The sequence below is a fragment of the Variovorax sp. RA8 genome, assembly GCF_901827175.1.
Classification (GTDB): Bacteria; Pseudomonadota; Gammaproteobacteria; order Burkholderiales; family Burkholderiaceae_C; genus Variovorax.
Genome location: NZ_LR594662.1, coordinates 4,782,660 through 4,807,675 on the forward strand (window position 1 = coordinate 4,782,660; position 25,016 = coordinate 4,807,675).

Sequence of the window (25,016 nt, forward strand, 5' to 3'; positions counted from 1 at the left end):
CGGTGCGACACCCTGCACGGCGTAAAATTTCCGGTTCCTTGCCGTCAGCCCGCTGCCAATGACCTCGTTCGCCAAAGAAACTTTGCCCATCAGCCTCGAAGAGGAAATGCGCCGCAGCTATCTCGATTACGCCATGAGCGTGATCGTGGGACGCGCCCTCCCCGATGCGCGCGACGGCCTCAAGCCGGTGCATCGGCGCGTGTTGTACGCGATGCACGAGCTCAACAACGACTGGAACCGTCCATACAAGAAGTCGGCGCGTATCGTCGGCGATGTCATCGGCAAGTACCACCCGCACGGCGACCAGTCGGTCTACGACACCATCGTGCGGCTGGCTCAGGACTTCTCGATGCGCCACATGCTGGTCGATGGCCAGGGCAATTTCGGATCCGTCGACGGCGACAACGCGGCCGCGATGCGCTACACGGAAATTCGGCTCGCGAAGATTGCGCATGAAATGCTGGCCGACATCGACAAGGAAACCGTCGATTTCGGTCCGAATTACGATGGCAGCGAGAAAGAACCGCTGGTATTGCCAAGCAAACTGCCGAATTTGCTGGTCAACGGTTCGGGTGGCATTGCCGTCGGGATGGCAACCAACATCCCTCCTCACAACCTGAACGAAGTCGTCGATGGTTGCCTGCACCTTCTGCGCCACCCGGACGCCAGCATCGACGACCTGATGGAAATCATCCCGGCGCCGGATTTCCCGACCGCCGGGATCATCTACGGCGTCAACGGAATCAAGGACGGCTACCGTACGGGTCGCGGCAAGGTGGTGATGCGCGCCAGGTGCCACTTCGAGGACATTGACCGCGGCCAACGGCAGGCGATCATCGTCGACGAGCTGCCCTACCAGGTCAACAAGAAGACGCTGCAGGAGCGCATGGCCGAGCTGGTGCACGAGAAGAAGATCGAAGGCATCAGCCATATCCAGGACGAGTCCGATAAGTCGGGCATGCGGCTGGTCATCGAGCTCAAGCGCGGCGAGGTGCCCGAGGTCGTGCTGAACAACCTCTACAAGCAGACCCAGCTGCAGGACACCTTCGGCATCAACATGGTTGCGCTGGTAGATGGTCAGCCGAAGCTGTGCAACCTGAAGGACCTGATCGAGGTCTTCCTGCAGCACCGCCGCGAAGTGGTGACGCGCCGCACGGTCTTCAACCTGCGCAAGGCGCGCGAGCGCGGCCACGTGCTCGAAGGCCTGGCGGTCGCGCTGGCCAATATCGACGAGTTCATCGCCATCATCCGCAACGCGCCAACGCCGCCAGTCGCCAAGGCAGAGCTGATGACGCGCCGCTGGGACAGCAAGCTGGTGCGCGAGATGCTTACCCGCGCGCGCGCTGACGGCGGAATCGTCAATGCCGACGACTATCGCCCGGACGGGCTGGAGCGCGACTACGGCATGAGCTCGGACGGTCTGTATCGTCTTTCGGACACGCAGGCCCAGGAAATCCTGCAGATGCGTCTGCAGCGCCTGACCGGCCTGGAGCAGGACAAGATCGTGGCCGAGTACAAGGAAGTGATGGCCGAGATCGACGATCTGCTGGACATCCTGGCCAAGCCCGAGCGCGTCTCGACCATCATCGGCGATGAGCTCGCCACCCTCAAGCAGGAGTTCGGCCAGGCCAAGCTGGGCGCGCGCCGCAGCCAGGTCGAGCACAGCGCCTTCGACCTGTCCACCGAGGACCTGATTACGCCGACCGACATGGTCGTCACCCTCTCCCACGCCGGCTATATCAAGAGCCAGCCGCTGGGCGAGTACCGGGCGCAGAAGCGCGGCGGACGCGGCAAGCAGGCCACTGCCACCAAGGAAGACGACTGGATCGACCAGCTCTTCATCGCCAACACGCACGACTACATCCTTTGCTTCTCCAACCGCGGCCGGCTGTACTGGCTCAAGGTGTGGGAGGCACCGGCGGGCTCGCGCGGTTCGCGCGGCCGGCCCATCGTCAACATGTTCCCTCTGCAGGAAGGCGAGAAGATCAACGTCGTGCTGCCGCTCACGGGCGAGAAGCGCACCTTCCCGGCCAACCAGTACGTCTTCATGGCGACTTCCATGGGCACGGTCAAGAAGACCGCGCTCGACGAGTTCAGCAATCCGCGCAAGGCCGGCATCATCGCGGTCGACCTGGACCCGGGCGACTACCTCATCGGCGCCGCACTGACCGACGGCGCGCACGACGTCATGCTGTTCTCCGACGGCGGCAAGGCTGTGCGCTTCGACGAGAACGACGTGCGTCCGATGGGCCGCAATGCGCGCGGCGTGCGCGGCATGACGCTGGAGGACGGCCAGGGCGTGATCGCCATGCTGGTGGCCGAGGACGAGGAACAGAGCGTGCTCACCGCTACGGAAAATGGTTACGGAAAACGCACAAGCATTACCGAGTACACGCGTCACGGCCGCGGAACCAAAGGCATGATTGCCATTCAACAAAGTGAGCGCAACGGAAAGGTCGTGGCTGCCACCCTGGTGCATGCCGACGATGAAATCATGCTCATCACCGACAAGGGCGTGCTCGTGCGCACCCGAGTCTCCGAAATCCGCGAACTCGGCCGCGCGACGCAAGGTGTCACGCTGATCGGGCTCGACGAAGGCGCCAAGCTCAGCGGCCTGCAGCGCATCGTCGAGAACGACGCGAATGCGGAAAACGACAACGGCGCCGACGACGCTACTTCAACATCTTCAACGGAGAACCCTCAGTGAAAAATTTCAAGTTCGCGCTCCTCGCGATCGCGATCGCCGGCAGCTCCATGGCCATGGCCCAGGACAAGCCGGCAATGGTCAAGCAGTTCCTCGACCTGCAGCGCCCCGGCATCGAGGCGCTCGCACGCGGACTGGTCGAGCAGTCGAGCGCTCCCATCGCGCAGGCCGGCTCGCAATACCTGCAGACGCAGGTCCCCGCCGAGAAGCGCGAGGCCGCCGCCAAGGCTGCCGACGCCGAGCTCAAGAAGTACTTCGACGAAGCCTACCCCATCGTGCGCGACAAGGCCGTGGCGCTCGCGCCGGACGCGCTAGGCCCGATCCTGCGCGACAACTTCAGCGAAGAAGAACTGCGCCAGCTGCTGGCCTGGATCAACTCGCCCCTGAGCAAGAAGTACCAGGAACTCAACCCCAAGATGCAGACCGCGCTGACGGAAAAGCTGGTGGCCGAGACCCGCTCCAGCATCGAGCCGAAAATGCGCACGCTCGACGCCAATGTCGCCAAGGCCCTGGGGGCGCCGACGGAAGGTGCATCGCCGGCCAAGTCAGCGCCCAAGGCGCCCGCCAAGAAGTGACGCCAAGCGCGGGTCGCCCGTACAACTTCTCCGCCGGTCCGGCCGCGATGCCGGAGGCAGTGCTGCAACGCGCCGCCGCCGAGATGCTGGACTGGCATGGCAGCGGCATGAGCGTGATGGAGATGAGCCATCGCGGCAAGGAGTTCGGCGCAATCTGCGCTCAGACCGAAGCCGACCTGCGCACGCTGCTCGCGGTGCCCGAGCAGTTCCACATCCTCTTCATGCAGGGCGGCGGCCTGGGCGAGAACGCGATCGTCCCCATGAACCTGTCGCGCGGCGGAAGCGTCGACTTCGTGATCACCGGCAGTTGGAGCGCCAAGTCGCAGAAGGAAGCGCAGCGCTATTGCCAGTCGCGCATTGCGGCCTCGAACGCCGACAGCCAGCACACACGGCTGCCCGCGGCTGCGAGCTGGCAGCTCTCGGGCGATGCTTCCTACGTGCACCTCTGCTCGAACGAGACCATCCACGGCGTCGAATTCCAGGAGTTGCCTGATCTGGCCGCGCTGGGCAGCAAGTCCCCACTGGTCATCGACTTCTCCTCGCACGTGGCTTCGCGCCCCGTCGACTGGGGCCGCGTCGGCCTGGCTTTCGGCGGCGCTCAGAAAAATCTCGGCCCGGCTGGCCTCACGCTGGTGATCGTGCGCGACGACCTGCTGGGCCACGCGCTCGAGATCTGCCCCAGCGCCTTCAACTACCGGATCGTCGCGGACAACGGGTCCATGTACAACACCCCGCCGACCTGGGCCATCTACGTTGCGGGACTCACCTTCCAGTGGCTGCGGCAGCAGACTGAGGGCGCGCTGACCGGCGTCGCGGCGATGGAGCAACGCAACATCGCCAAGGCACGGCTGCTCTACGACTTCATCGATGCGTCGCCGTTCTACGAAAACCGGGTCGCGCCCGACTGCCGCTCGCGCATGAACGTCCCCTTCTTCCTCAAGGACGAGAGCCGCAACGAGGCTTTCCTGGCGGGCGCGCGCGAGGCCGGCCTGCTGCAGCTCAAGGGCCACAAGTCGGTCGGCGGCATGCGGGCCAGCATCTACAACGCGATGCCGCTCGAAGGCGTGCAGGCGCTGGTGGGCTACATGCGAGAATTCGAGCAGTCGCACGCGTAGAGATGCGTGCGACCTGACCGATGACCGCCTCCACGCCCTCCCCCGCCTCCGACCCTTCCGCCAGCCTCGCCGACCTCCGGGTGCAGATCGATTCGCTCGACCGGCAACTGCTCGACCTCCTCAACCGCCGCGCCCACGTGGCCGAGCAGGTGGGTGAGGTCAAGAAGCGCGAAGGCACGCCCTACTTCCGACCCGACCGCGTCGCGCAGGTGATCGAGAAGATGCAGCAGAGCAACCAGGGCCCGCTCAAGGCGCTGCACGTGGCTGCCATCTGGCGCGAGATCATGTCGGCCTGCCTGGCGCTCGAGTCGCCGCAGCGCGTCGCCGTGCTTGGACCCGAGGGCACCTTCTGCGAGCAAGCGGCCATCGAGTACTTCGGCGGCGCCGCCGACCTGATCTACTGCGCCAGCTTCGACGAGGTTTTCCACGCCACGGCGGCTGGTAGCGCGCAATACGGCGTGGTCGGCGTCGAGAACACCACCGAAGGCGTGGTCACGCGCTCACTCGACCTGTTCCTGCACTCCCCGACCCACGTGGTCGGCGAGGTCAGCCTGCTGGTGCGTCACCACCTGCTGCGCACGGTCAATTCGCTGGAGGGTATCGAGGCGGTCCTGGCCCACCCGCAGGCGCTTGCGCAGTGCCAGACCTGGCTGTCCAAGCACCTGCCGCATGCAGAGCGGCGCGCCGTCTCCAGCAATGCCGAGGGCGCCCGGCTCGCGGCCGGCAACCCGGCCTGGGCCGGCTTGGCCAGCGAACGGGCCGCCACGCGCTTCGGGCTGCACATCGTGTCGCATGCGATCCAGGACGACTCGTACAACCGCACCCGTTTCGCCATCATCTGCCTGCCGCAGACCCTGGCCATGCCGCCGGCCTCGAGCAAGGACTGCACCAGCCTGGTGGTCTCCGTGCCGAACCGGCCGGGCGCCGTCCACGACCTGCTGGTCCCCCTCAAGCTCAACGATGTTTCGATGACCCGCTTCGAGTCGCGCCCCGCGCGCACCGGCCAGTGGGAGTACTACTTCTACATCGACCTCGACGGCCATCCTTCGCAGCCCAACGTGGCCGCCGCCCTCGCCGAACTGCGCAAGCTCTGCGCGTTCTACAAGGTCATCGGGGCCTACCCCGTCACCGCCTGAGGTCGCCGCCATGTTCGAACAGCTCGGCTTGATCGGCTGCGGCCTGATGGGCGGCTCCTTCGCGCTGGCGCTCAAGCGCGCCAAGCTGGTGAAGCGCGTGGTCGGCTACAGCAAGTCGCCATCGACCACGGAGCGGGCCCGGCAGCTGGGCGTGATCGACGTCGCGGCGCCCTCCGCACTGCTTGCGGTGTCTGGCGCCGACCTGGTGCTGATCGCGGTGCCGGTGGGCGCCTCTGAAGCCACCTTCAAGGCGATCCGCCACGGCATATCCGAGCAGATGCTCGTGATGGACGTGGGCTCGACCAAGGGCGACGTGATCGAGGCTGCGCGACGCGGGCTGCATGATCAGTTCGCCAGCTTCGTTCCCGCGCATCCGATCGCCGGCAGGGAGGTCGCCGGTGTCGAGCACGCCGATGCGAGCCTCTACGCCGGACGCCAGGTGGTCCTGACGCCCGTCAAGGCCACGCTGCGTTCCAACGTGCAGCGCGCAACGCAGGTCTGGTCCGGAATCGGTGCCAAGGTCTTGACCATGACACCGGAGGCGCACGACAAGGCTTTCGCGGCCGTCAGCCACCTCCCCCACCTGCTCGCCTTCGCCTTCACCAACGCAATCACGGCCCAGCCTGAGGGGCAGCGCTTCCTCGAGCTGGCCGGCCCGGGCTTTCGCGACTTCACGCGCATCGCAGCCGGCGACCCGGCCCTGTGGCGCGACGTCCTGATGGCCAATCGCGAGCAGGTACTGCAGCAGTCGCAGGCCTTTCTCGCGTCCCTCTCGCAGCTCGAAGCCCTGGTGCGCGCCGGCGATGCGCAGGCGCTCGAGGACGCCATCGCTGCAGCGAGCGCCGCCCGCGCACGATGGCAGCCGGGCGCCGGCGTGTCGCCGGACTGACCATGTTCTCCACGCCCTTCCTCGACCTCCCACCACTCGCGGGTGCCGGCGGCACCGTGCGCCTTCCAGGTTCAAAGAGCATTTCCAACCGGGTACTGCTGCTGGCGGCGCTTGCCGGTGGCACGACCACCGTGCACGACCTGCTGGACTCGGACGACACGCGGGTGATGCTCGATGCCCTCGCTGCGCTCGGCTGCCGCATCGACCGCGCAGGCGCCGCACTACGCATCGAGGGTCTCGACGGCCGGCTGCGCACCTCCGGCGCCAAGCTCTTCCTGGGCAATGCCGGGACCGCGATGCGGCCGCTGACAGCGGCGCTGTCGCTGCTCGGGGGCGAGTTCGAGCTGTCGGGCGTGCCGCGCATGCACGAGCGGCCGATCGGCGATCTGATCGACGCGCTCGTGCAGCTCGGCTGCCGCATCGACTACCTCGGCAACCCCGGCTATCCGCCGCTGGCCATCCATCCGGTGCCGATCGATACGCTCCAGTTGGATGCGCCGATCCGGGTGCGCGGCGATGTCTCCAGCCAGTTCCTGACCGCCCTGCTGCTGGCGCTGCCGCTGGCCGCGGGGTCTGCCCCACCCGGGAACGGTCCGGCCGCGGGGCGCGACATCACGATCGAGGTGATCGGCGAACTGATCTCCAAGCCCTACATCGAGATCACGCTCAACCTGCTGTCACGCTTCGGCATCGACGTCCGGCGCGAAGGCTGGGAACGCTTCGTCATCCCGGCCGGCAGCCGCTACCGCTCGCCCGGAGACATCCACGTCGAAGCCGATGCGTCCTCGGCCAGCTACTTCATCGCGCTTGGCGCGATCGCCAAGGGTGAAGGCATCCGCATCGAGGGGGTGGGCGCGGACTCGATCCAGGGCGACATCCGCTTCGTCGAGGCGGCGCGGCAGATGGGCGCCCGGATCGACAGCGGCCCCAACTGGCTGGCGATCTCGCGCGGAGCCTGGCCGCTCAAGGCAATCGAGCTCGACGCCAATCACATCCCCGACGCCGCGATGACCCTGGCTGTCATGGCGCTGTACGCCGACGGCCCCTGCCTGCTGCGCAACATCGCGAGCTGGCGCGTCAAGGAGACCGACCGCATCGATGCCATGGCCCGGGAACTGCGCAAGCTGGGGGCCGTCGTCGAGGACGGCCCCGACTTCCTGCGCGTGCATCCTCTCCGCGCGGCCGATTGGCGTGCCGCGAGCATCCGCACCTACGACGACCACCGGGTGGCAATGTGCTTCTCGCTGGCAGCCTTCAATCCGTCCGGGCTGCCCGTGCGCATCCTCGAGCCGCATTGCGTCGCCAAGACCTTTCCCGACTACTTCGAGACCCTCTTCTCGGTGGCCGAGGCGGCCGAAGTGCCGGTGATCTGCATCGACGGCCCCACCGCCTCGGGCAAGGGGACGCTGGCCGTGGCCGTGGCATACCAGCTGGGCTACCACTATCTCGATTCGGGCACGCTCTACCGCGTCACCGGCCTCGCGATGCGCCGCAGCGGCCTCGAGGCGGACGCCACCCACGAAGCACGGATCGCCGAACTCGCGCGCACCCTGCCCCTGCGCTTCGCCGACGGCAAGGTCCTGTTGGCCGACGAGGACGTCAGCGACGCCATCCGTACCGAGGCGGCCGGCATGGACGCCTCCCGCGTCTCCGCGCTGCCGGTCGTGCGACAGGCGTTGCTGTCGCTGCAGAAGAGCTTCCGCCGCCTGCCCGGTCTCGTGGCCGACGGCCGTGACATGGGCACGGTCGTCTTTCCCGATGCCGCCCTCAAGGTCTACCTGACCGCCAGTGCCGCCCAGCGCGCGGAGAGGCGGCATAAGCAATTGATTTCAAAGGGTATTTCGACTACACTCGCCGGTCTTCGCGCCGATCTGGAAGCGCGCGACCTTCGGGACTCCTCCCGCAGCGTCGCCCCTTTGAAGCCGGCGCCTGATGCCCGCCTCCTGGACAACTCCACTCTCTCGGTCGAGCAATCGGTCGAGCAAGTGCTGTCCTGGTGGCAGGAAGTACAGCCCTTCGGGTCCTCCTGAAGAGCGTTTCGGTCCAGCAGGTCCCCGCCGCGCGACAGCGCACCGGCCTGCTGGTTGTTCAACTCAACCCGGGCACCAAGCCCACAACCGCCGTCTCCAGACCCAGCCAGGCGCAATGGTGCGACTGCAAACCCTGCGTGACGGAAGGAAATGACACATGTCTGAATCTTTTGCCGACCTGTTCGAAGAATCCCTGAAGCGTTCCGAAATGCGCAGCGGCGAGGTCATCACCGCCGAAGTCGTGCGCGTCGAGCACAACCACGTCGTGGTCAACGCCGGCCTCAAGTCCGAGGCCTACGTGCCGATCGAGGAGTTCAAGAACGACAAGGGCGAACTCGAAGTCCAGGCCGGCGATTTCGTCTCCGTGGCCATCGGCAGCGTCGAGAACGGCTACGGCGACACCATCCTCTCCCGCGACACCGCCAAGCGCCTGGCCTCGTGGCTGGCGCTCGAGAAGGCGCTCGAATCCGGCGACTTCGTCACCGGCACGACGAGCGGCAAGGTCAAGGGCGGCCTGACCGTCCTGGTCAACGGCATCCGCGCCTTCCTGCCGGGCTCGCTGATCGACACCCGTCCGATCAAGGACCTGACCCCGTACGAGAACAAGACCCTCGAATTCAAGGTCATCAAGCTCGACCGCAAGCGCAACAACGTGGTGCTCTCGCGCCGCGCAGTGGTCGAGGCCAGCATGGGCGAAGAGCGCGCCAAGCTGATGGAGACCCTGAAGGAAGGCGCAGTCGTGCGCGGTGTGGTCAAGAACATCACCGAATACGGTGCGTTCGTCGACCTCGGCGGCATCGACGGCCTGCTGCACATCACCGACATGGCCTGGCGCCGCGTCCGCCACCCGAGCGAGGTGGTGCAGGCCGGCCAGGAAATCACGGCCAAGATCCTCAAGTTCGACACCGAGAAGAACCGCGTCTCGCTGGGCCTCAAGCAGATGGGCGACGACCCGTGGATGGGCGTCTCGCGCCGCTACCCGCAGGGCACGCGCCTGTTCGGCAAGGTCACCAACATCGCCGACTACGGCGCCTTCGTCGAGCTCGAGCCCGGCATCGAGGGCCTGGTGCACGTCTCCGAGATGGACTGGACCAACAAGAACATCGCCCCCAACAAGATCGTCTCCCTGGGGGACGAAGTCGAAGTCATGGTCCTCGAGATCGACGAAGACAAGCGCCGCATCAGCCTGGGCATGAAGCAGTGCAAGGCCAATCCGTGGCAGGAATTCGCGCAGAACACCAAGCGCGGCGACCGCGTCAAGGGTCCGATCAAGTCGATCACCGACTTCGGCGTGTTCGTGGGCCTGGCTGCCGGTATCGACGGCCTGGTGCACCTGTCCGACCTCTCTTGGAACGAGCCCGGCGAAACCGCCGTGCGCAACTACAAGAAGGGCCAGGAAGTCGAAGCGATCGTGCTGGCCGTCGACGTCGACCGCGAGCGCATCAGCCTGGGCATCAAGCAGCTCGACAGCGACCCCTTCACCACCTTCACTACGGTGAATGACAAGGGCCAGATCGTGACCGGCAAGGTCAAGACCGTCGACCCGCGCGGCGCCGAAATCGACCTGGGCGACGACATCATCGGCTACCTGCGCGCCAGCGAGATCTCCCGCGACCGCGTGGAAGATGCCCGCAACGTGCTCAAGGAAGGCGACGAGGTCACGGCCGTGGTGGTCAATGTGGATCGCAAGACCCGCAACATCCAGCTGTCGATCAAGCAGAAGGACCTGGCCGACGAGCAAGGCGCGATGGCCAACCTGAGCCAGCAGTCGGCACGCGAGAACGCAGGCACGACCAGCCTGGGCGCCCTGCTGCGCGCCAAGCTCGACAGCAACAACGAAAAGTAAACAGACGAGAACACGGTGAGCTCTGGCTCACCGTGTACTTCTGTGGTTTATGACTCGTTCGGACCTTGTTGAAGAATTAGCTGCCCGCTTCGCGCAACTCACGCACCGCGATGCCGAATACGCCGTCAAGACCATTCTTGACGCGATGAGCGACGCGCTGGTGCGCGGTCACCGCATCGAGATCCGCGGCTTCGGCAGCTTCACGGTGAACCGGCGTCCGCCACGCATCGGACGCAATCCGCGTTCGGGCGAAAGCGTGCAGATCCCCGAGAAGCGCGTGCCGCATTTCAAGCCGGGCAAGGCCCTGCGCGAAGCGGTCGATGCGCGCACCGCGGAGCTGGATGCCGAGCAGCGTCGGCGCGAAGGCTGAAGCATAGAATTCCCCCGCCAACGGGGACGCGCATGAAATATCTCCTGTGGCTGCTCAAGGCAGCCATTTTTTTTACCCTCTTCGCTTTCGCGCTGAACAACCAGCACGACGCCACTGTCTACTTCTTCTTCGGCACCTCCTGGCGCGCCCCGCTGGTGCTGGTGGTGCTCGCCGCCTTTGCCGGCGGGCTGGTAGTGGGCGCACTCGGCATGCTGCCGGGCTGGTGGAAGCACCGTAGCGCAGCCGCTCAGCTGCCCGGCGCTGCCGCCCCTGCTGCCGCGACAAACGGCGCGCCCACGCCACCGGCTGCCACGACCGACCTGCCCGCCGTACGCCAACATGGACTTTGACTTCAGCTGGCTGCTGCTTGGCCTGCCGCTCGCATTCGTCCTGGGCTGGCTCGCCTCGCGCTTCGACCTTAGGCAGCTGCGCATCGAGAACCGCCAGGCGCCCAAGGCCTACTTCCGCGGCCTCAACTTCCTGCTCAACGAGCAGCAGGACCAGGCCATCGACGCCTTCATCGAGGCCGTGCAGAACGACCCCGACACTCAGGAGCTGCACTTCGCGCTCGGCAACCTGTTCCGCCGCCGCGGCGAATACCAGCGCGCGGTGCGCGTGCACGAGCACCTGCTGGGCCGGGGCGACCTGAGCCGAGCCGATCGCGACCGCGCGCAGCACGCGCTGGCGCAGGACTTCCTGCGCGCCGGACTGCTCGACCGTGCCGAGGCCGCGCTGCAGAAGCTCGAGGGCACCCGCTACGAGAACGAGGCCCGGCTCGCGCTGCTTGCCATCTACGAGCGCTCGCGCGAATGGACGCAGGCCGCAGCCGTTGCGCACAAGCTCGACGAGGCCGAACAGGCCAGCTACAGCGTGCGCCGTGCGCACCACCTCTGCGAGCAGGCCGCCGAGCAGGTGGCTGCCGGAGACGCCCAGGGGGCGGCCCGGCTGCTGGAACAGGCGGTCGCGCTCGCGCCACAGGCGCCGCGCCCGGCCATCGACACCGCCGCGCTGCAGCTGCGCAACGGCGATGCGGCCGGCGCCTACAACACACTCGCCGCCCTGTGCGAGACCGCGCCGCTGGCACTGCCGCTCTACGCCACGATGCTCCAGCAGGCCGCGGTCGCATCGCAGCGCGGTGGCGAGGCGCTGCTCATGCTGCAGCGCCGCTATGCAGACTCGCCTTCCATCGACGTACTCGAAGCCATCATGGCGCTGGGCGGCACCCCAGTGCTGCCCGACGATATCGCAGCGGAAGCCTCGGCGCCCCCCGAGCCGCGCGACGGCTACATCGCCCACCTGAGCCATCAACCCTCGCTGGTGGCGGCCGCGCGCTGGCTGGCCGGCGAGCGCTTCGCGCATGAGCAGTACCGCCAGCCCGTGCAGCGGGCTCTGGACCAGGCCGCGCGGCCGCTGATGCGCTACCGCTGCGCCGCGTGCGGCTTCGAGGCGCACCAGCATTTCTGGCATTGCCCGGGCTGCCAAGCCTGGGACAGCTATCCGCCGCGGCGCGTGGAAGAGCTCTGAAATCCCTCAAATTGTCGCAACTTCAACAACGTTCGCGATCTTCTCGTTCAAATCCACGCCGCATGCGATCCGCATGCGGCGGGGCGCAAGGAGCGTCTCTTTCACAACGTTGACAGGGAAATTTCAAGAATGTTGAAGAAGATTCTGGCCATCATGGCCATGCTGTTTGCCGCTGCCTCGTGGGCGGCTGTCGATGCCAACAAGGCAAGCGATGCGGAGCTCGATGCCGTCAGGGGCGTAGGTCCTTCGCTCTCCAAGCGCATCATCGACGAGCGGAAGAAGGGTGGAGACTTCAAGGACTGGCCCGACCTCATGAGCCGGGTCAAGGGCGTCAAGGAAAAGGCGGCTGCCAAGCTGTCGGCCGAGGGCCTGACGGTCAACGGCCAAAGCTTCGGTGGCTCGGCGCCAGCGACCAAGGTCGCCAAGGCGGAGTCCAAGAAGGACAAGGCCGAGGGCACGGCAAAGAAAGCCGAGCAAAAGCCCTGAGCACCCCGCATGCGGCCACGCCGCATCGCCAACCGAAAGCCGCCCGCTTGGGCGGCTTTTTTGCGAGCACCCCCAGTACGCGTCAGACGACACCCTCACGGGAAAGCCCCACGCGGTGGCCCGATATTTGCACGTATGCTCCTCGACGCCCTTCCCATCCGTACGTTCTGGAGAGCCCATGATTCACAAGTTCGGCATCGCCCTCGCCAGCCTCGCCCTTGGCGCGGCAGCCTTCGCGCAAACCAAGTGGGACCTGCCCACCGCCTATCCGGCCGCCAACTTCCACACCGAGAACATCACCCAGTTCGCGAGCGACGTCGACAAGGCGACTGGCGGCAAGCTCAAGATCACCGTTCATGCGAACGCCGCCCTGTTCAAGGCGCCGGAGATCAAGCGTGCCGTGCAGGGCGGACAAGCGCAGATGGGCGAGATCCTGCTCGTCAACTACCAGAACGAGTGGCAGATCTTCGGCACCGACGGCATCCCTTTCCTGGCCGACAGCTACGACGCCGCCTGGAAGCTCTACCAAGCCCAGAAACCGACGCTCGAAAAGAAGCTGGCCGAGCAGGGGATGATGCTGCTCTACGCGGTGGCCTGGCCGCCGCAGGGCATCTTCGTGAAAAAGGAGATCGCGTCCGCTGCCGACCTCAAGGGCGTGAAGTGGCGCGCCTACAGCCCTGCCACGGCGCGCATCGGCGAACTGGTGGGCGCCCAGCCGGTCACGGTGCAGCAGGCCGAGTTGTCGCAGGCCATGGCCACCGGCGTGATCGAGTCCTACATGTCCTCGGGTTCGACCGGCTACGACACCAAGACCTACGAGTACATCAAGAACTTCTATGACACCCAGGCCTGGCTTCCCAAGAATGCGGTCCTGGTGAACAAGAAAGCCTTCGACGCGCTCGACAAGGCCACCCAGGACGGACTGCTGAAGGCCGGTGCCGAGGCCGAGAAGCGCGGCTGGGAAATCTCCAAGAAGAAGAACGTCGAATACCTGGAGCTGCTCAAGAAGAACGGCATGGCGATCCATCCGCCATCTGCGCAGCTCAAGAGCGACATGAAGAAGGTCGGCGACACCATGATCAAGGAATGGCTGGACAAGGCCGGCCCCGAAGGCCAGGCGGTGGTCGACGCCTACAAGAAGATGTAGGCGCGCGTGACCCGGATGCGCAAGACGCTCGATTTCGTCTACGACAGCGCCGCCGCCCTGGCGGCGCTTTTCATGATCGGCCTGCTGGTGGCCGTGCTGCTGTCCATCGTCGGTCGCCAGTTGCACTTCAACATTCCGGGGCTCGACGCCTACGCCGGCTACATGATGGCAGGCGCCGGCTTCCTGGCGCTGGCCCATACGCTCAAGCGCGGCGAGCACATCCGTGTCACGCTGGTACTGGGCAGGCTGCACGGCGGATCAAGGCGTTGGCTGGAGCGCTGGGCGACGGGAGCTGCGGCGCTGCTGGCAGCGCTCTTCGCCTTCTACAGCGTACGTCTCGCATGGCAATCGCATGCCTACAACGACATCTCGACCGGCAACGACGCGACACCGCTGTGGCTGCCGCAGCTGAGCATGGCCGCCGGCGCGCTGGTCTTCGCCATTGCCGCAGTCGACGAATTCCTGATCGAGTGGCGCGGCAGGCCGATCAAAGACGAGACCGCCGAGGCCCTCCGCCATGAGTGACATTGCCGTCGCCGGGTTGCTGATCGCCACCCTTTTCCTCATTCTCGGCAGCGGCGTCTGGATCGGCCTCACCCTTTCGGGCGTCGCATGGATCGGCATGCAGCTGTTCTCTGCCCGGCCCGCGGGCGACGCGATGGCCGTGACCATCTGGGGCTCGGCCTCCGGCTGGACGCTCACCGCCCTGCCCCTGTTTCTCTGGATGGGCGAAGTACTCTTCCGCACCCGTTTGTCGCAAGACATGTTCAAGGGTCTGGCGCCGTGGATGCAGCGGCTGCCCGGCCGGCTGCTGCACACCAACGTGGCAGGCTGCGCGGTGTTCGCCGCCGTCTCCGGCTCGAGTGCCGCCACCTGCGCAACCATCGGCAAGATGACGCTCCCGGAGCTCAAGCGCCGTGGCTACCCGGAAGACATGGTGATCGGCACGCTGGCCGGGGCCGGCACCTTGGGCCTGCTCATCCCGCCCTCGATCATCATGATCGTCTACGGCGTGAGCGCCGACGTGTCGATCGCCAAGCTCTTCATCGCAGGGGTGGTGCCGGGCATCCTGCTGGCCGTGCTGTTCTCGGGCTATATCGCTGTGTGGGCGCTGATGAATCCGCATCGCGTTCCGCCGCCCGATCCGCCGATGAGCTTCGTGCAGAAGCTGCGTGCATCGCGGAGCCTGATCCCGGTCGCAGTGCTGATCCTCGCGGTGCTGGGCTCGATCTACGCAGGCATCGCCACCGCCACCGAAGCTGCTGCTGTCGGCGTCGTGGGGGCGCTGGTGATCTCGGCGGCGCAGGGCTCGCTCAACTGGCAGACCTTCAAGGACTCGCTGCTGGGCGCCACGCGCCTGTACTGCATGATGGCGCTGATCCTCGCCGGCGCCGCTTTCCTCACCCTCGCCATGGGCTACATCGGTCTGCCGCGCCACCTTGCCGAATGGATCGGCTCGCTCGGCCTGTCGAAGTTCCAACTGGTGGTGATGCTGGCGGTGTTCTACATCGTGCTCGGCTGCTTCCTTGACGGCATCTCGATGGTCGTGCTCACCATGGGCGTGGTCATGCCGACGGTGCTGGCCGCAGGCATCGATCCCCTGTGGTTCGGCATCTTCGTCGTGCTGGTGGTCGAGATGGCGCAGATCACGCCGCCGGTGGGATTCAACCTCTTCGTGCTGCAAGGCATGACGGGCAAGGACCTGCTCTACATCGCACGGGTGACCCTGCCGATGTTCGCGCTGATGGTGGCGGCGGTGCTGATCATCTACTTCGCCCCCGACCTCGTGACCTGGCTGCCGCGGCAAATGGCGCCCTGAGAGCGGGGATACTTCCGCGCATGCTGCTTCATGTCCTCGCCATCTGCGCCGGCGCCTCGATCGGCGCGCTGGCCCGCTGGGGCCTGGGCCTCTGGCTCACGACTGCCGCTTTCCCCTACGGCACGCTCGCATCCAACCTGGTCGGCGGCTACCTGATCGGCATCGCGGTCGCGGTGTTCCAGACGATGCCGCAGCTCGATCCGGCCTGGCGCCTGCTGCTCATCACCGGCTTCCTCGGCGGGCTCACCACCTTCTCCAGCTTCTCGGCCGAAGTCGTCGCGATGCTGATGAGCGAGCGCCTCGGCCTGGCGCTGGGCACCGCCGCGCTGCATGTCTGCGGCTCGCTGTTTCTCACCTGGCTCGGCATCCGCACGGTGCAGCAGTTCAGCGCCTGATCGCAGGGGCTCGCACCAGGAGCGGTCGATAGAATCGAACGCGATGCCCCTTGCCCTCCTTGTCGCACTTCCCTTCATCGCCAGTGTGATCGCGGCCCTGCTGCCGTCGAACGCGCGCAACCGGGAGTCGACACTGGCAGGCCTGGTCGCGCTGGGCTGCGCGGCGCAGGTGGCGTGGTTCTTTCCTCGCCTCGCCGCCGGCGATGTGATTCGCGAGGAGATCCGCTGGATTCCTGCGCTGGGCCTCGACCTCGTGTTCCGCATGGACGGCTTCGCCTGGCTGTTCTGCATGCTCGTGCTCGGCATCGGTGCACTGGTGGTGCTCTACGCGCGCTACTACATGTCGCCCTCGGATCCGGTACCGCGCTTCTTCTCCTTCTTCCTCGCCTTCATGGGGTCGATGGTGGGCGTGGTGCTCTCCGGCAACCTGATCCAGATGGTGCTGTTCTGGGAGCTCACCAGCCTTTTCTCCTTCCTGCTGATCGGCTACTGGCACCACCGGCGCGATGCGCGACGCGGCGCGCGCATGGCGCTCACGGTCACCGGCGCGGGCGGCCTGTGCCTGCTGGCCGGCGTGCTGGTGCTCGGCCGCATCGTGGGCAGCTACGAGCTCGACGCGGTGCTGGCCTCCGGCGAGCAGATCCGCGCCAGCCGGCTCTACCCGCTGGTACTGCTGCTGGTCCTGCTCGGCGCCTTCACCAAGAGCGCGCAATTCCCCTTCCACTTCTGGCTGCCGCGCGCGATGGCGGCACCCACTCCGGTGTCGGCCTACTTGCATTCGGCCACCATGGTGAAGCTCGGCGTCTTCCTGATGGCGCGCCTGTGGCCGGTCCTCTCCGGCACCGAAGCCTGGTTCTGGCTGGTGGGCGGCGCCGGAGCCGCCACCCTGCTGCTGGGCGGCTACGTAGCCATGTTCCAGCGCGACCTCAAGGCGCTGCTCGCCTACTCGACCATCTCGCATCTCGGGCTCATCACGCTGCTGCTCGGGCTCAACAGCCCGCTCGCCGCGGTCGCGGCCGTCTTCCATGTGATGAACCACGCGACCTTCAAGGCCTCGCTCTTCATGGCGGCCGGCATCATCGATCACGAGAGCGGCACGCGCGACATCCGCAAGCTCAGCGGATTGCTCAAGCTCATGCCCATTACCGGCACGCTGGCCATCATCGCCAGCGCCTCGATGGCGGGCGTGCCGCTGCTCAACGGCTTCCTCTCGAAGGAAATGTTCTTCGCCGAAACCGTCTTCATCCAGGCGACGCCCTGGGTCAACCGAAGCCTGCCGGTGATCGCCACGCTGGCCGGCGTCTTCAGCGTGGCCTACTCGGCCCGCTTCGTGTTCGACGTCTTCTTCGGCCCGCTGCCCGGGCCCGAGGTGCCGAAGCAACCGCACGAGCCGCCGCACTGGATGCGCGTGCCGGCCGAGCTGCTGGTGCTGATCTGCCTCGTGGTGGGCGTGGCCCCGGCCTGGTCGGTGGGCGCCTTCCTCGCCACTGCCGCGACGCCCGTGGTCGGCGGCAAGCTGCCCCAATACAGCCTGGCGGTGTGGCACGGCTTCAACCTGCCGCTCGCAATGAGCGCCGTCGCGCTGCTCGGCGGTGTCGGGCTCTACCTGATGCAGCGGCGGAGCCGCGCGCATGGCGCGCTCCAACACACCCCGCTGCTGCACCGCTTCGACGGTCAGCGCATCTTCGAGAACCTGATGGCCCGCCTGAGCGAGGCCGGCCGGCGCAGCCGGCGCGTGCTGGGCACGCGGCGCATGCAGATGCAGTTGCTGCTGCTGGTCGTGGTGGCGGTTGCCGGGGCCGGGGCCTCGCTGTGGCTGGCGCCAGCGACCCGCGGCGCACGCGAGCTGCTGCCCTTCTCGCCGATGTTCGCGATGACCTGGGTGATCGGCTGCACCTGCGCGCTGGCGGCTGCCTGGCAGGCCAAGTTCCACCGCCTGGCCTCGCTGATGCTGGCCTCGGGCGCGGGCCTGGTGTGCTGCACCACCTACATTTGGTTCTCGGCGCCCGACCTCGCGCTGACGCAGCTGGTGGTCGAGACCGTGACGATGGTGCTGATCCTGCTCGGCCTGCGCTGGCTGCCGATGCGCACCGCCAAACCGCAGCCGATGCGCGCGCGCCTCAGGCCGTGGGGGCGACGCGGGCGCGACCTCCTGGTGGCGGCCGCCGCGGGCGGCGGCATGGCTGCGCTCGCCTGGACAATGATGACCCGGACCTTCCCGCAGAGCATCTCGCCCTTCTTCCTCGAGCACGCGCTGTCCGAAGGCGGCGGCACCAACGTGGTCAACGTGATGCTGGTCGATTTCCGCGGCTTCGACACCTTCGGCGAGATCACGGTGCTCGGCATCGTGTCGCTGACGGTCTATGCGCTGCTGCGGCGCTTCCGCCCCGCGCCCGAATCGATGGCCCTGCCCGTGCAGCAGCGGGCCCAAGCCGACGACGGCAGCAGCGACCTGCTGAACCCGCGCCGCGCCCCGGACACCGCCATCGGCTACCTGATGGTGCCGGCCGTGCTGGTGCGCTTCCTGCTGCCGCTCGCGGCGCTGGTGTCGGTCTACTTCTTCATGCGCGGCCACAACCAGCCGGGCGGCGGCTTCGTCGCCGGGCTGGTGATGTCGGTGGCGCTCTTGCTGCAGTTCATCGTCTCCGGCGCCGAATGGGTGGAGGAGCACCTGCGCATCTATCCGCGCCGCTGGATCGCCGGCGGCCTGCTGCTGGCGCTGGCCACGGGCTCGGGCGCGCTGCTTTTCGGCTACCCCTTCCTCACCACGCACACCGCGCACCTGCACCTGCCGGTGCTCGGCGACGTACACGTGCCCAGCGCGCTGTTCTTCGACATCGGCGTGTTCGCACTCGTGCTCGGCGCGACGATGCTGATCCTCACCGCGCTGGCACACCAATCGATCCGCAGCCACCGCTGGGCCGAGGAACAAGCGGAGAGGGAAGCCGAGCGCGCAACGCTCGCAGCGAAGGGCGCCGCCTGATGGAAGCCGTGCTCGCCATCGCCATCGGCGTCCTCACCGGCTCAGGTGTCTACCTGCTGCTGCGGCCACGCACCTTCCAGGTGATCATGGGCCTCACGCTGATCTCCTACGCGGTCAACCTCTTCATCTTCAGCATGGGCCGCATCAAGGTCGACAGCGAGCCGGTGCTGGTCCCCGGCCTCGCCGCCACCCTGGCCAACACCGCCGACCCGATGCCGCAGGCGCTGGTGCTCACCGCCATCGTGATCGGCTTCGCGATGACGGCCTTGTTCCTGGTCGTGCTGCTGGCCTCGCGCGGGCTCAGCGGCACCGACCACGTGGACGGTGAAGAAAAGAAGGAGCTCGCGGAGTGACGAGCCTCGTCTCCTTCCTCGACCGCCTGCTCGAGTTCGGCATGCCGCACCTGGTCGCGGTGCCGATCCTGCTGCCGCTCCTCACGGCCGCGCTGATGCTCCTGATGGGCGAGGAGCGCCGCCGCGCCAAGTCCTTCCTCAGTGTCGTCTCCGGCCTGCTGGGCCTCCTGGCCGCGCTGGCGCTGCTGCGCTGGGTCAACGCCCCCGACACTGGCGACGGCCCCGGCTCGGTCGGCGTCTACCTGCCCGGCAACTGGCGCGCGCCCTTCGGCATCGTGCTGGTGGCCGACAGGCTCTCGACCATGATGGTCGCGCTCACCGGCGTGGTCGCCTTCTGCGCCTCGATCTATTCCACCTCGCGCTGGGACCGCGCGGGCGTGCATTTCCATCCGCTGCTGCAGCTGCAGCTCATGGGCCTCAACGGCGCCTTCCTCACGGGCGACCTGTTCAACCTCTTCGTCTTCTTCGAGGTCATGCTGGCCGCCTCCTACGGCCTGCTGCTGCACGGCTCCGGCCGGCTGCGCGTGCAGGCCGGCCTGCACTACGTGGCGATCAACCTTGCGGCCTCCTCGCTGTTCCTGGTCGGCGCGGCCCTGCTCTACGGGGTGACTGGCACCCTCAACATGGCCGACCTGGGCCTGCGCATCGCGCAGTTGGCACCGGCCGATCGCGGGCTGGTGCACGCGGCGGCGGCCATCCTGGCCACCGCCTTCTTCGCCAAGGCCGGCGCCTGGCCGCTCAACTTCTGGCTGGTGCCGGCCTACAGCGCCGCGGTGTCGCCCGTGGGCGCGGTGTTCGCGCTCCTCACCAAGCTAGGTATCTACACGCTGTTGCGGCTGTGGAGCCTGCTGTTCCCGCCCGACGCCGGCGGTTCGGCGCTGTTCGGTCAGGCAGCGCTGGTCGCGATCGGGCTGGCCACGCTGTTCTGCGGCGCGCTCGGCATCGTCGGCACGCAGCGCCTGTCCAACCTGGCGGGCTTCAGCGTGCTGGTGTCGGCCGGTACCCTGCTGACGGCCATCGGGCTGGGTCAGCCGTCCGTGTGGGCCGGCGCGCTCTACTACCTGCTGAGCTCCACGCTGGCGGTCAGCGCCTTCTTTCTCCTGACCGACATGATCGAGCGCTGGCGCAACGCCGGCCTGAGCATCGCGCCGCACGAGACACCCGGCGGCGCGCCCTTCCTCGCGGAGGACCTGCGCAACCTGGAAGACCTCAATCTCGACGACGAAGCGCAGGCCCTCTACGGCCGGGCCATTCCCGCCGGCATTGCCTTCCTCGGCCTCAGCTTCCTCGGCTGCACGCTGTTGCTGGCGGGCCTGCCGCCGCTGTCGGGCTTTGTCGGCAAGTTCGCGATGCTCTCGGGCCTTCTGGGCGAGACGCGCGGCCTCTCGCCGGCCGGTTGGACCTTTACCGCGCTGCTGCTCGCCTCCGGTTTTTTCACGCTGATCGCGCTCAGCCGCACCGGCATACGCCATTTTTGGACCCAGCCGCACCAGACCCTGCCTGCGCTGCGTGCGCTCGAAGTACTGCCGGTGGCGGCGCTGCTGGCCGCCAGCCTGGCCCTCACGCTGATGGCCGAGCCGGTGATGCAGCACGCCAGCGCCACCGCCCAGGGGCTGCGCTCCCCCGGCGCCTATCGCGAGGCCGTGTTCGGTGCGCGCCAGCGGCCCGGTCCGACCCTCTCCAAGGGAGACTCCGCGCCATGATCAAGCGCTGGATGCCCTCGCCGCTGCTGTCGCTGGCGCTCTTCGTCGTCTGGCTGCTGCTGAACCAGTCGCTGCATGCGGCCACGCTGCTGCTCGCGGCCTTGCTCGCGATCGTGGTCCCACTGCTGACGCAGAGCCTGCGGCCGGCACGCGTGAAGATGCGAAAGCCGTGGCTCGCGCTTCGGCTTGGAGGCCTGGTGGGCTACGACCTGGTGGTTTCGGCGCTCACCGTGGCCCGCCTGCTCCTCACCCGGCGCAGCAGAGAGATGTCGCCGCGCTTCGTGCGCGTACCGCTCGCAATGCGCGACCCCAACGCGCTCGCCACGCTGGCGATGATCCTCTGCCTGACGCCCGGCACAGCCTGGGGCGAGATCGCGCTGGACCGCTCGACCCTGCTGATCCACCTCTTCCACGAGGAGGATGAAGCGGCATTCATCGACATGATCAAGACCCGCTACGAACGTCCACTGATGGAGATCTTCGAATCATGACCCCGATACTCCTCTGGGCCCTCAAGCTGGCGCTGCTGCTGCTCGCCGTCGCCATGCTCTGCGCGCTGGCGCGGCTGCTCATCGGCCCCGCCGCGCAGGACCGCATCATGGCGCTGGACTGCCTGTACATCAACGGCATGCTGATGATGCTGGTGCTCGGCATCGTGTACGCCAGCAGCGTGTATTTCGAGGCCGCGATGCTGGTTGCGCTCTTCGGCTTCGTCGGCTCCACCGCACTCGCCAAGTTCCTGCTGCGCGGCGAGGTGATCGAATGAACGACTTCATCGCAGGGCCGCTGCCGCTGTGGGCCGAAATCCTGACCGCGGTGTTCGCCGTCGTCGGCGCCGCCTTTGCCGCCATAGGCTCGTTCGGGCTGGTGCGGCTGCCCACCTTCTTCAGGCGCATCCATGCGCCCACGCTGGGCTCCACGCTGGGCGCCTGGTGCATCACGCTGGCCACCACCGTCTACTTCTCGATGCAAGGGGCGCATCTCTTCCTGCACGCGGCGCTGATCGCGTTCTTCGTCGCCCTCACTGCGCCCGTTACGACCATCTTCCTGATGCGCGCCGCGCTGTTCCGCGAGCGCCAGAAAGGCGGCGACGTGGCGTCCGGACGCGGTTGAGCCACCACCGGACCCAACCCGCCACAGGGCATCGACTACCAAGTCACGCGCAGGCCGACCGTGCCCTGCACCGATGACTTCACCCGGGTGTCGCCGCCTGTGCTGAAGGTGCGGCCGATTTCGCCGTACACCGTGGTGGCCGACGTCAGCGCCAGCGAAAGTCCGCCGGCCACCTCGGTCGCGGTGTAGCCGCCGCTGCTGGCCACGCGGGTGGCGGCCGCCGGGGCGACGAAATCCACCACATCGGCACCCGCGCTGGCGCGGTAGACGTTGAACCGCGCATAGGGCTGCAGCCGCCCCGCACCAGTGGGCACGTCACCCTTGATCCGCACGCCCAGGCGGCCGATCCAGCCGCCATCGGCATGCTGGCGGACCAGCGCGCCGTTGATCGACACGTCGTCGACCCGCGTTCTTTGACGGATCAGTTGCACTTGTGGCTCGATGCTCCAGCTTTCGGACAGCGCGAAGGACTTGCCGGTCTCGATCGAGGCCGAGACGCTGCGCGCCTTGCCCGACACCGGCAGGCTGCCGTCGGGCCGAACGCTGTAGCGGTGGTGGCCGGCTTGCAGCACGGCCTCGACGTACCAGCCGCTGGCCGCGTCGCGCCAGTTCGCATAGCCGGCGAGATAGCGCGATTGCAGATCGGTACTGCCGACCCTGCCGAAGGTGCCGTTGGCGTTGCCGCTCACCTCGGCGCTTCCGTCCAGCCCCCCGACGTAGGCGCCGACGCGCCAGTTACCGCCGGCCAGGAGGTCGGCGCCGACCTGCACGCCGCCGACATGGCCCCGGCTGTGCGGGGCAGCGCCGCCGGCCTGGCGCAGGTCGAGGTCGGTGTAGACCGCGCGTGCCCAGGCACTGCGATCCGGGCCGGCGTCGCCGACGCGGCCGTGCATATTGCCGAGCATTGCGAGATCGGCTTGCCGAAGCTGGGCGGGGAGCGCCGCGAAAAGCGGCACTTCGGTGCGATACACCGGCGGGGCGGGAGGCGGCGCGATGGCGGGCGCCGGGGCCTGGGCGACCGCCTCTGCTTCGGGAGCTTTGGACACGGTGACCTCGGTCGTCGTCGAAGCGAGTTCGGGCGCGGGTGCCGCTGGGGGTGCTTCTGCCGCGGCGGGTGCCGCTGCGGGTGCGGGTGCCACTGCGGGTGCGGGTGCCGCTGCCGCTGCGGCTGCGGGTGCGGGTGCGGCTGCGGGTGCGGGTGCGGGTGCGGGTGCGGGTGCGGGTGCGGGTGCGGGTGCGGGTGCAGGCGCAGGCGCTGGCACTGGTGCAGGCGCAGGTGCGGGTGCAGGCGCAGGCGCAGGCGCAGGAGCAGGTGCGGGAGCAGGAGCAGGCGCAGGTGCAGGTGCAGGTGCAGGTGCAGGTGCAGGAGCAGGAGCAGGAGCAGGAGCAGGAGCAGGAGCAGGCGCAGGTGCAGGCGCAGGCGCGGGAGCGGGAGCCTGCCCGTGGTCCGGTGCGTTGCACGTAGCCTTGCCGACGTCCTTGTCATTGCCGCAGTTCCCCGCCGAGGCGACCCCGGCCAAGGCGAGAAGCACCATGGCCATGCACGCCTGCAGTCCCTTGGCGCGCGCAAACCGGGGCATCTGGAGCTGCGAACAGGACCGGGAGCTGCCGCCTGCAGATGACTTGCCGGCCCGGGTTGCCAGCTCGGAAGCAACGGTCCAAAGGCCCCTTGTTGAATTCCAGACGATCCTGAAGACGCAGTTCATGTTGTCTACCTTCCGAGTTACAAGCACGCCGCCGCAGCGGCAAATGAATACTTTTGAATTTAGTTCTAAGGTACTCACCTGCTAAGGAAGGAGTTCACACAACTGGTTACGAATGCATACTTTTGTCCTCTTGAGGCTATGATTCAGATAGCACGCCGGCGCCGCCCCATGACCCTTCGTGAGTTTTTTCACATCACGAGATCGGGGCACCTTGGGACGCAGCGGAAAAACGGCGTTGCTTCGGACTCGCCAAATCCGCTCACGGACGCGCGGTAACGCGCCGCGGGCTTGCGGGCTCAGAACTGGCGCGATTGCCGCAGCATCACCGGCGGCAGCGCTCATTGGCAAGAAGGCCGGCCCTCAGCCGACTCCCTGGAACTGGCGGGCCGCCAGAAGCGGAGCGGCAGTCAAGCCGTGTGCTTCCCGGTGATGCTGATGCTCAAAGGCCGGCGAACCACTTGAAGCCGGCGACCAGGGCCGCGCCGAGCAACGCGAAGATGACGAGGCGTCCCCAACCAACGGCCTCGGGATCCGAATCCTCGAAGGACTCGGATTGCCTGATGGGGTCGAAACTGGTGTCGGTCTTCTCCCTCGCCCAGTCATGAAAGGTGTCGCGATCCGTATTCATGTAATACATTTTAACTACATGTAAACAAATACTGCGAACGTCGGCGTTCATTTTTGCGGCGGCGTTATCCGAAGGGTCACACGGCTATACAAGATTTCGCCTCCGGCTTACCGCTGCTTCACAGAGGCGGGGCACGATGAAGGCACTTTGTTCCACAGAAGGAGCTCGCATGAAGAAGATCACTTTCGCTCTCGGCGCCGCCGCGTTGCTCTCGCTCGGCGCCCTCGCCACCGTTCCGGCCCATGCCCATGACGGCCGCTACCGCTACGACAACCGGGTGATCGTCGTCCCCGCGCCGCCTCCGCCGCCTCGGGCCTACTATGCGCCCCCGCCGCGCCACTACGGTTACGACGATCGCCGCTACTACCACCGCGGCCGCGGCTGGGGTGACCGCGATCGCGATGGCGTGCCGAACCGCTACGACCGCGATCGCGACGGCGACGGCGTGCCCAACTACTACGACCGCCAGCCGGGCAATCCGTACCGTTACTGAT

At 67.1% G+C, this 25,016-nt stretch carries 25 protein-coding genes and 1 pseudogene; 23 read left to right on the forward strand and 3 right to left on the reverse strand.

Annotated features, from left to right (window positions below; genetic code table 11):
- Window positions 1-58 precede the first annotated feature (58 nt).
- From gyrA to mnhG, 21 genes are all read left to right on the forward strand, one after another.
- On the forward strand, window positions 59-2,707 hold the full coding sequence (gene gyrA, locus E5P3_RS22510; RefSeq protein WP_162587985.1) for a DNA gyrase subunit A: 2,649 nt from the start codon (window positions 59-61) through the stop codon (window positions 2,705-2,707).
- On the forward strand, window positions 2,704-3,279 hold the full coding sequence (locus E5P3_RS22515) for a DUF2059 domain-containing protein (protein ID WP_162587986.1): 576 nt from the start codon (window positions 2,704-2,706) through the stop codon (window positions 3,277-3,279). Before gyrA ends, E5P3_RS22515 begins: the two co-directional genes overlap by 4 nt.
- Window positions 3,280-3,326: 47 nt before the next feature.
- A complete protein-coding gene (gene serC / locus E5P3_RS22520; protein WP_162589803.1) occupies window positions 3,327-4,394 on the forward strand; it encodes a 3-phosphoserine/phosphohydroxythreonine transaminase in 1,068 nt (355 codons plus the stop codon).
- Between the two features lie 20 nt (window positions 4,395-4,414).
- Entirely contained in the window at window positions 4,415-5,530 is a 1,116-nt protein-coding gene (pheA, locus tag E5P3_RS22525) for a prephenate dehydratase (RefSeq protein ID WP_162587987.1), read from the forward strand.
- Window positions 5,531-5,540: 10 nt separating this feature from the next.
- On the forward strand, window positions 5,541-6,419 hold the full coding sequence (locus E5P3_RS22530; RefSeq protein ID WP_162587988.1) for a prephenate dehydrogenase: 879 nt from the start codon (window positions 5,541-5,543) through the stop codon (window positions 6,417-6,419).
- 2 nt (window positions 6,420-6,421) lie between these two features.
- Complete coding sequence (locus tag E5P3_RS22535; RefSeq protein ID WP_162587989.1) at window positions 6,422-8,449, forward strand: bifunctional 3-phosphoshikimate 1-carboxyvinyltransferase/cytidylate kinase; 2,028 nt, start codon at window positions 6,422-6,424, stop codon at window positions 8,447-8,449.
- Window positions 8,450-8,606: 157 nt separating this feature from the next.
- Entirely contained in the window at window positions 8,607-10,295 is a 1,689-nt protein-coding gene (gene rpsA, locus E5P3_RS22540; protein ID WP_068685144.1) for a 30S ribosomal protein S1, read from the forward strand.
- 49 nt (window positions 10,296-10,344) lie between these two features.
- Window positions 10,345-10,665, forward strand: a complete 321-nt coding sequence (locus tag E5P3_RS22545) for an integration host factor subunit beta (protein ID WP_068685143.1) — start codon at window positions 10,345-10,347, stop codon at window positions 10,663-10,665.
- A gap of 32 nt (window positions 10,666-10,697) precedes the next feature.
- A complete protein-coding gene (locus E5P3_RS22550; protein WP_162587990.1) occupies window positions 10,698-11,015 on the forward strand; it encodes a LapA family protein in 318 nt (105 codons plus the stop codon).
- Complete coding sequence (lapB, locus tag E5P3_RS22555) at window positions 11,005-12,189, forward strand: lipopolysaccharide assembly protein LapB (RefSeq protein WP_162587991.1); 1,185 nt, start codon at window positions 11,005-11,007, stop codon at window positions 12,187-12,189. Before E5P3_RS22550 ends, lapB begins: the two co-directional genes overlap by 11 nt.
- Window positions 12,190-12,318: 129 nt before the next feature.
- A complete protein-coding gene (locus E5P3_RS22560; RefSeq protein WP_162587992.1) occupies window positions 12,319-12,675 on the forward strand; it encodes a ComEA family DNA-binding protein in 357 nt (118 codons plus the stop codon).
- 178 nt (window positions 12,676-12,853) lie between these two features.
- Entirely contained in the window at window positions 12,854-13,822 is a 969-nt protein-coding gene (locus E5P3_RS22565; RefSeq protein WP_162587993.1) for a TRAP transporter substrate-binding protein, read from the forward strand.
- 15 nt (window positions 13,823-13,837) lie between these two features.
- Window positions 13,838-14,347, forward strand: coding sequence for a TRAP transporter small permease (locus E5P3_RS22570; protein ID WP_162589804.1), 510 nt, complete (start codon window positions 13,838-13,840; stop codon window positions 14,345-14,347).
- Complete coding sequence (locus E5P3_RS22575) at window positions 14,340-15,641, forward strand: TRAP transporter large permease (protein WP_162587994.1); 1,302 nt, start codon at window positions 14,340-14,342, stop codon at window positions 15,639-15,641. Before E5P3_RS22570 ends, E5P3_RS22575 begins: the two co-directional genes overlap by 8 nt.
- Before the next feature lie 20 nt (window positions 15,642-15,661).
- Window positions 15,662-16,036 (forward strand): fluoride efflux transporter CrcB, encoded by a 375-nt coding sequence (crcB, locus tag E5P3_RS22580; protein WP_174263089.1) that lies wholly within the window; start codon window positions 15,662-15,664, stop codon window positions 16,034-16,036.
- A 43-nt stretch (window positions 16,037-16,079) separates the two neighbouring features.
- Window positions 16,080-19,019, forward strand: a complete 2,940-nt coding sequence (locus E5P3_RS22585; RefSeq protein WP_162587995.1) for a monovalent cation/H+ antiporter subunit A — start codon at window positions 16,080-16,082, stop codon at window positions 19,017-19,019.
- The gene (locus tag E5P3_RS22590) at window positions 19,019-19,372 is read left to right on the forward strand and encodes a Na+/H+ antiporter subunit C (RefSeq protein ID WP_162587996.1); all 354 of its coding nucleotides are present in this window, start codon (window positions 19,019-19,021) and stop codon (window positions 19,370-19,372) included. Before E5P3_RS22585 ends, E5P3_RS22590 begins: the two co-directional genes overlap by 1 nt.
- 41 nt (window positions 19,373-19,413) lie before the next feature.
- Window positions 19,414-21,075 (forward strand): monovalent cation/H+ antiporter subunit D, encoded by a 1,662-nt coding sequence (locus tag E5P3_RS22595; RefSeq protein WP_162589807.1) that lies wholly within the window; start codon window positions 19,414-19,416, stop codon window positions 21,073-21,075.
- The gene (locus E5P3_RS22600) at window positions 21,075-21,566 is read left to right on the forward strand and encodes a Na+/H+ antiporter subunit E (protein WP_162589806.1); all 492 of its coding nucleotides are present in this window, start codon (window positions 21,075-21,077) and stop codon (window positions 21,564-21,566) included. The genes E5P3_RS22595 and E5P3_RS22600 overlap by 1 nt, the downstream gene beginning before the upstream one ends.
- Window positions 21,563-21,841: a K+/H+ antiporter subunit F gene (locus E5P3_RS22605; RefSeq protein ID WP_068685120.1), complete on the forward strand. Its 279-nt coding sequence runs from the start codon at window positions 21,563-21,565 to the stop codon at window positions 21,839-21,841. Before E5P3_RS22600 ends, E5P3_RS22605 begins: the two co-directional genes overlap by 4 nt.
- On the forward strand, window positions 21,838-22,188 hold the full coding sequence (mnhG, locus tag E5P3_RS22610; RefSeq protein WP_162587997.1) for a monovalent cation/H(+) antiporter subunit G: 351 nt from the start codon (window positions 21,838-21,840) through the stop codon (window positions 22,186-22,188). Before E5P3_RS22605 ends, mnhG begins: the two co-directional genes overlap by 4 nt.
- 35 nt (window positions 22,189-22,223) lie before the next feature.
- Here the strand turns inward: mnhG and E5P3_RS35850 are convergent, their stop codons facing one another.
- A complete protein-coding gene (locus E5P3_RS35850; protein WP_232073271.1) occupies window positions 22,224-23,234 on the reverse strand; it encodes an autotransporter domain-containing protein in 1,011 nt (336 codons plus the stop codon).
- Between the two features lie 50 nt (window positions 23,235-23,284).
- On the opposite strand from E5P3_RS35850, the gene E5P3_RS35855 reads away from it, so the two are divergent.
- Window positions 23,285-23,653, forward strand: coding sequence for a hypothetical protein (locus E5P3_RS35855; RefSeq protein WP_232073272.1), 369 nt, complete (start codon window positions 23,285-23,287; stop codon window positions 23,651-23,653).
- A gap of 136 nt (window positions 23,654-23,789) precedes the next feature.
- On the opposite strand, the pseudogene E5P3_RS36495 reads toward E5P3_RS35855, so the two are convergent.
- Window positions 23,790-23,894: pseudogene (locus E5P3_RS36495) on the reverse strand (ESPR domain-containing protein); the annotation flags it as partial.
- Window positions 23,895-24,333: 439 nt separating this feature from the next.
- The gene (locus tag E5P3_RS22620; RefSeq protein ID WP_162587999.1) at window positions 24,334-24,573 is read right to left on the reverse strand and encodes a hypothetical protein; all 240 of its coding nucleotides are present in this window, start codon (window positions 24,571-24,573) and stop codon (window positions 24,334-24,336) included.
- A gap of 118 nt (window positions 24,574-24,691) precedes the next feature.
- Here E5P3_RS22620 and E5P3_RS22625 point away from each other — a divergent pair, with 118 nt between their 5' ends.
- A complete protein-coding gene (locus E5P3_RS22625) occupies window positions 24,692-25,015 on the forward strand; it encodes a hypothetical protein (protein ID WP_162588000.1) in 324 nt (107 codons plus the stop codon).
- Window position 25,016 lies beyond the last annotated feature (1 nt).

Coding starts and splice junctions, on each gene's coding strand:
- gyrA (WP_162587985.1), top strand. CDS start 59: ATGACCTCGTTCGCCAAAGAAACTTTGCCCATCAGCCTCGAAGAGGAA.
- serC (WP_162589803.1), top strand. CDS start 3,327: ATGCCGGAGGCAGTGCTGCAACGCGCCGCCGCCGAGATGCTGGACTGG.
- pheA (WP_162587987.1), top strand. CDS start 4,415: ATGACCGCCTCCACGCCCTCCCCCGCCTCCGACCCTTCCGCCAGCCTC.
- E5P3_RS22530 (WP_162587988.1), top strand. CDS start 5,541: ATGTTCGAACAGCTCGGCTTGATCGGCTGCGGCCTGATGGGCGGCTCC.
- E5P3_RS22535 (WP_162587989.1), top strand. CDS start 6,422: ATGTTCTCCACGCCCTTCCTCGACCTCCCACCACTCGCGGGTGCCGGC.
- rpsA (WP_068685144.1), top strand. CDS start 8,607: ATGTCTGAATCTTTTGCCGACCTGTTCGAAGAATCCCTGAAGCGTTCC.
- E5P3_RS22545 (WP_068685143.1), top strand. CDS start 10,345: ATGACTCGTTCGGACCTTGTTGAAGAATTAGCTGCCCGCTTCGCGCAA.
- E5P3_RS22550 (WP_162587990.1), top strand. CDS start 10,698: ATGAAATATCTCCTGTGGCTGCTCAAGGCAGCCATTTTTTTTACCCTC.
- lapB (WP_162587991.1), top strand. CDS start 11,005: ATGGACTTTGACTTCAGCTGGCTGCTGCTTGGCCTGCCGCTCGCATTC.
- E5P3_RS22560 (WP_162587992.1), top strand. CDS start 12,319: ATGTTGAAGAAGATTCTGGCCATCATGGCCATGCTGTTTGCCGCTGCC.
- E5P3_RS22565 (WP_162587993.1), top strand. CDS start 12,854: ATGATTCACAAGTTCGGCATCGCCCTCGCCAGCCTCGCCCTTGGCGCG.
- E5P3_RS22570 (WP_162589804.1), top strand. CDS start 13,838: ATGCGCAAGACGCTCGATTTCGTCTACGACAGCGCCGCCGCCCTGGCG.
- E5P3_RS22575 (WP_162587994.1), top strand. CDS start 14,340: ATGAGTGACATTGCCGTCGCCGGGTTGCTGATCGCCACCCTTTTCCTC.
- crcB (WP_174263089.1), top strand. CDS start 15,662: ATGCTGCTTCATGTCCTCGCCATCTGCGCCGGCGCCTCGATCGGCGCG.
- E5P3_RS22585 (WP_162587995.1), top strand. CDS start 16,080: ATGCCCCTTGCCCTCCTTGTCGCACTTCCCTTCATCGCCAGTGTGATC.
- E5P3_RS22590 (WP_162587996.1), top strand. CDS start 19,019: ATGGAAGCCGTGCTCGCCATCGCCATCGGCGTCCTCACCGGCTCAGGT.
- E5P3_RS22595 (WP_162589807.1), top strand. CDS start 19,414: ATGCCGCACCTGGTCGCGGTGCCGATCCTGCTGCCGCTCCTCACGGCC.
- E5P3_RS22605 (WP_068685120.1), top strand. CDS start 21,563: ATGACCCCGATACTCCTCTGGGCCCTCAAGCTGGCGCTGCTGCTGCTC.
- mnhG (WP_162587997.1), top strand. CDS start 21,838: ATGAACGACTTCATCGCAGGGCCGCTGCCGCTGTGGGCCGAAATCCTG.
- E5P3_RS22620 (WP_162587999.1), bottom strand. CDS start 24,573: ATGAACGCCGACGTTCGCAGTATTTGTTTACATGTAGTTAAAATGTAT.
- E5P3_RS22625 (WP_162588000.1), top strand. CDS start 24,692: ATGAAGAAGATCACTTTCGCTCTCGGCGCCGCCGCGTTGCTCTCGCTC.